Annotated in this window: 4 protein-coding genes; all 4 read left to right on the forward strand. The window is 70.6% G+C overall.

The features are described 5' to 3' along the window. The first annotated feature begins 175 nt into the window (after positions 1 to 175). Positions 176 to 1171, forward strand: coding sequence for an ABC transporter substrate-binding protein (locus tag AB1609_17725; GenBank protein ID MEW6048286.1), 996 nt, complete (start codon positions 176 to 178; stop codon positions 1169 to 1171). Further along, positions 1168 to 1965: an ABC transporter ATP-binding protein gene (locus AB1609_17730; protein MEW6048287.1), complete on the forward strand. Its 798-nt coding sequence runs from the start codon at positions 1168 to 1170 to the stop codon at positions 1963 to 1965. Before AB1609_17725 ends, AB1609_17730 begins: the two co-directional genes overlap by 4 nt. Then, on the forward strand, positions 1955 to 2866 hold the full coding sequence (locus tag AB1609_17735) for an ABC transporter permease (protein ID MEW6048288.1): 912 nt from the start codon (positions 1955 to 1957) through the stop codon (positions 2864 to 2866). Before AB1609_17730 ends, AB1609_17735 begins: the two co-directional genes overlap by 11 nt. A 137-nt stretch (positions 2867 to 3003) precedes the next feature. Then, positions 3004 to 3824: methyl-accepting chemotaxis protein (locus AB1609_17740; GenBank protein MEW6048289.1), on the forward strand; the 821-nt coding region annotated here is incomplete at its 3' end.

Below are 3824 nucleotides of genomic sequence, written 5' to 3' on the forward strand. Positions count from 1 at the left end.
TCTCGGCGCGGCCGGGTAGCGGCGCCTGCACCCTCCCCCCTGCCCGCGGCGCACCCCCGCCCCTACCCCTGCGTAGCATGGGGGTGAATGCGCCGGAGCCGGGACTTCGTTCCTGGGCCTGGCGCACCAGTACGACAGCGGGGGGAATCCGCATGAAGGGGCGGCTGCGTACCTGGTGGCGATTGTGGCCGTGGTAGGGCTTCTCCTCGGGGCGCTGCCGGCGCATGCCGCCGAAGGCCAGCCGCTGACCGCCGTGCGCCTGTCGGAGGTCGTGCGTTCGGTCTTCTACGCACCCCAGTACGTGGCGCTCGCCCTGGGCTTCTTCGAGAAAGAAGGCCTCAAGGTCGAGCTGTCCACGGCTCAGGGTGCCGACAAGGGCATGGCGGCGCTTCTGTCGGGTACGGTGGACATCGGCTTTTTCGGCCCCGAAGCGGCCGTCTACGTCTACCTGCGCGGCGCGCAGGACCACGCCGTGGGATTCGCTCAGCTCACGGCCCGGGACGGGTCTTTCCTCATGGCCCGCGAGGCGACCCCAAACTTCAGCTGGACCGACCTGAAGGGCAAGACCGTGGTCGGCGGGCGCAAGGGCGGCGTGCCGGAGATGGTGCTGGAGTGGATCATCCGCCAGCACGGCCTGGAGCCGCACAAGGACGTCAGAATCATCACCAACCTTGCGTTCGAGGCCGCGCCGGGCGCCTTCGAGGCCGGGCTCGGCGACTACATCGCGCAGTTCGAGCCCACCATGACCGCCATGGAAAAGCGCGGCATCGGCAGGGTCGTGGCCTCGCTGGGCGTGGACGGGGGCGAGATCACCTACACCGTCTACCACGCTCGAAAGAGCTACATGCAGCGCAACCCTGACGTCATCCAGCGCTTCACCAACGCCATCTACCGGGGCCAGCTCTGGGTGCAGGGCCACGCCGCCGAGGAGATCGCCGGCGTCGTGGCGCCGTTCTTCCCCGCAATGGATCGGGACGTGCTGGTGCGAACCATCCAGCGCTACAAGGATCAGCGAACCTGGCGCCTGACGCCCGTCATCTCCGAGAAGGGGTTCGAGCGCCTGCTCGAGGTGATGCAGGCCGCCGGCGAACTGCAGGGGTCGGTTTCGTTCGACGCCATCATGACCAATCGGTTCTCCGAGCGGGCCGTCGCCGAGGTCAGCGAGCCATGACGGCGGGGCGCGGCTGTTCCGTTGACGTCGCGGACGTCCACTTCAGCTATCACAGCCCGCAGGGGGAGACGCCGGCCGTCGCCGGCCTCTCCCTGCACGCCGGCCCGGGGGAGTTCGTCGGTATCGTGGGGCCAAGCGGGTGCGGCAAGAGCACGCTTTTCTCGCTGGTCGCCGGGCTGCTGCAACCCGAGCGGGGCGAGGTGCGCATCGACGGGCAGCTCGTCCGGGGGCCGCGCCCCGACGTGGGGTACATGCTGCAGCAGGACTGCCTGCTGGAATGGCGCACCGTGCTGGACAACGCCCTCCTCGGCCTGGAGGTGCGGCGAGCCCGCGATCGCCGGGCGGCGGGCCAGGTGCGGATGCTGCTTGCGCGTTCCGGGCTGGCCGGGTTCGAGGACCGGTTTCCCCGGGAACTCTCCGGCGGGATGCGGCAGCGCACGGCGCTGGTCCGCACGCTGGCCCTGAATCCCAAGCTGGTGCTGCTCGACGAGCCCTTATCGGCCGTAGACGCCCAGACCCGCCTCGTGCTGGAAGAGGAAGTGAGCCGGGCGCTGCGAGACCGGGGGGCCACGGTGCTGCTGGTGACGCACGACATCGGCGAGGCGCTGGCGCTTTGCGACCGGGTGGTGGTGCTCACGCACCGGCCCGCCCGGGTGAAGCGGGAGTACCGCATCGAGCTGGACGGCGGCTACCGGAGTTCTCCCGTCGAGGCCCGCCGGTCGCCGCGCTTTTCCGACTACTTCTCGCTCATCTGGGCGGACCTGGAGGTGGCGGTAAACCCCCGTGTCGCTTGACGCCGGAACGAGCCGGCTGCGGGAACAGCCCGGGGGCGCCGCATCCCCTTACGGGGTGGCCCCACACGGGGTAGACCCGCGGAAGGTCGCGCTGCACCGGGAGGACGGGCGGGCCGCCCGGCGTGCCTACCTGCGTTCGGCGCGCCGCAGCCGGGCGGCCGTTCTGGCGGGGCAGATGGCGCTGCTGGCGGTGTTCCTGGGCGCCTGGGAGCTGGCCGCCGACCGGGGCATCGTGTCGCCCTTTCTTACAAGCCGTCCGTCGTCGGTGGCGAAGACCCTGGTGCGGCTGTGGGTTCAGGGGCAGCTGGGCGTGCACCTGGCGAGTACCGCCCTCGGGACGGCGGTGGGGTTCGCCGTTGGCACCGGCTTGGGGGTGGGGGTCGCGGCGGGGCTGTGGTGGTCGCCCTACCTGGCCCAGGTCGTCGAACCGTACCTGGTGGTGTTCAACGCCATCCCGAAAGTGGCGCTGGGGCCGCTTTTCATCGTGTGGCTCGGTACCAACCTCCGCTCGGTCATCGCCATGGCCATCGCCATCACGGTCGTCGTGGCCGTGGTGGTCGTGCATGCCGCCTTCACGGCCACGGATGCGGCCCGGCTGACACTGGTGCGGTCGCTGGGGGCGAACCGTTGGCAGCAGTTCCGGCTGGTGGTGGTGCCGTCGGCGGTGCCGGCCATCATCGCCGCGCTCAAGGCAAACGTGGGGCTGGCGCTGGTCGGCGCCGTCACCGGGGAGTTCCTGGCCGGCGGGCGGGGGCTCGGCTACCTCATCGTGTACGGGGGCCAGGTGTTCGACATGAACCTGGTGATGGCGGCGCTGGCGCTGCTCGTGGGCCTCTCCACGCTCCTGTACGCGGCCGTGTCGCTCGCCGAACGCCTGGTGCGCCGCCGCTTCTCGCCGTAGCGGCGTTTGCTCCCTAGCGCCGTTTTCCTCTCGAAGCAGGGAAAACTGGCAGCGCCGACCAATTCCTGGAGGGGCAGCAGGGGCACGTTCGGGTCGCCGGAGAAGGCCGCACGCCGCCGTGGGAGGTCGGATTGGCCATGCGCTCGCTGGCAGTTCAGTTGTGGCTGCGGCTTGCGGTGCTGGCGGCGGGTGTCTGCCTGGTGGCGGTGGTCGTAGCCGGCGTCGCCGCACCAGCGTTGCCGCCAGGCTTGCGCGGCTGGCCTCTGTGGGCGGGTGTGGCGTTGGCCGCGGCAGTTGTCGCCGCGTCGGCAGGAACGCCCGCGCTCTACCGGTTCATCCACGTCCCCATCTCCCAGGCCATTACCGGCCTCACCGCCATGAGCGACCGGCTCGACCTGACCTACCGGGTTGCGTTCCGAGCCGCTGACGAGCGCGGGGAGCTTTCCCACCAGGTGAACCGGGTCGTCAAGGGCTTTCACAACGTGCTGCTGGAGGTGTTCAAGCAGGCCAACGCTCTGGCACAGGTGAGCCAGGGGCTCGTCAGGGTCACGGAGCAGACGGCGCAGTGGTCGCAGCAGACGGCCAAAGCCATCAATGAACTGGCGTCAACCGCCGAGGCGCAGGCCAGGCAGAGCCAGGACGTTTCCCGGGCCGTGGCCGAACTCCTCGCCGAGGCCCGCCGGCTGGCCGAGGAGACCGCGCAGGCCGCTGCCCAGGCTGCCAGGGCCGGCGAGGCGGCAGCCGAGGGGGACAGGCTCAGCGCGGAAGCAGCCAGGCAGGCCGTCTCGGCCCGGGAGGCCGCACAGCAAAGCCACGAGCTGGCCCTGAGGCTGCTCGAGGCCGTGGCGCAGGTGGAACTGATCCTGGGGCTCATCGGCGAGGTGGCCCAGCAGACCAACCTGCTGGCGCTGAATGCTGCCATTGAAGCCGCCCGGGCGGGGGAGCAGGGGCGGGGCTT

This window comes from Bacillota bacterium (assembly GCA_040754675.1).
Classification (GTDB): Bacteria; Bacillota; Limnochordia; order Limnochordales; family Geochordaceae; genus Geochorda.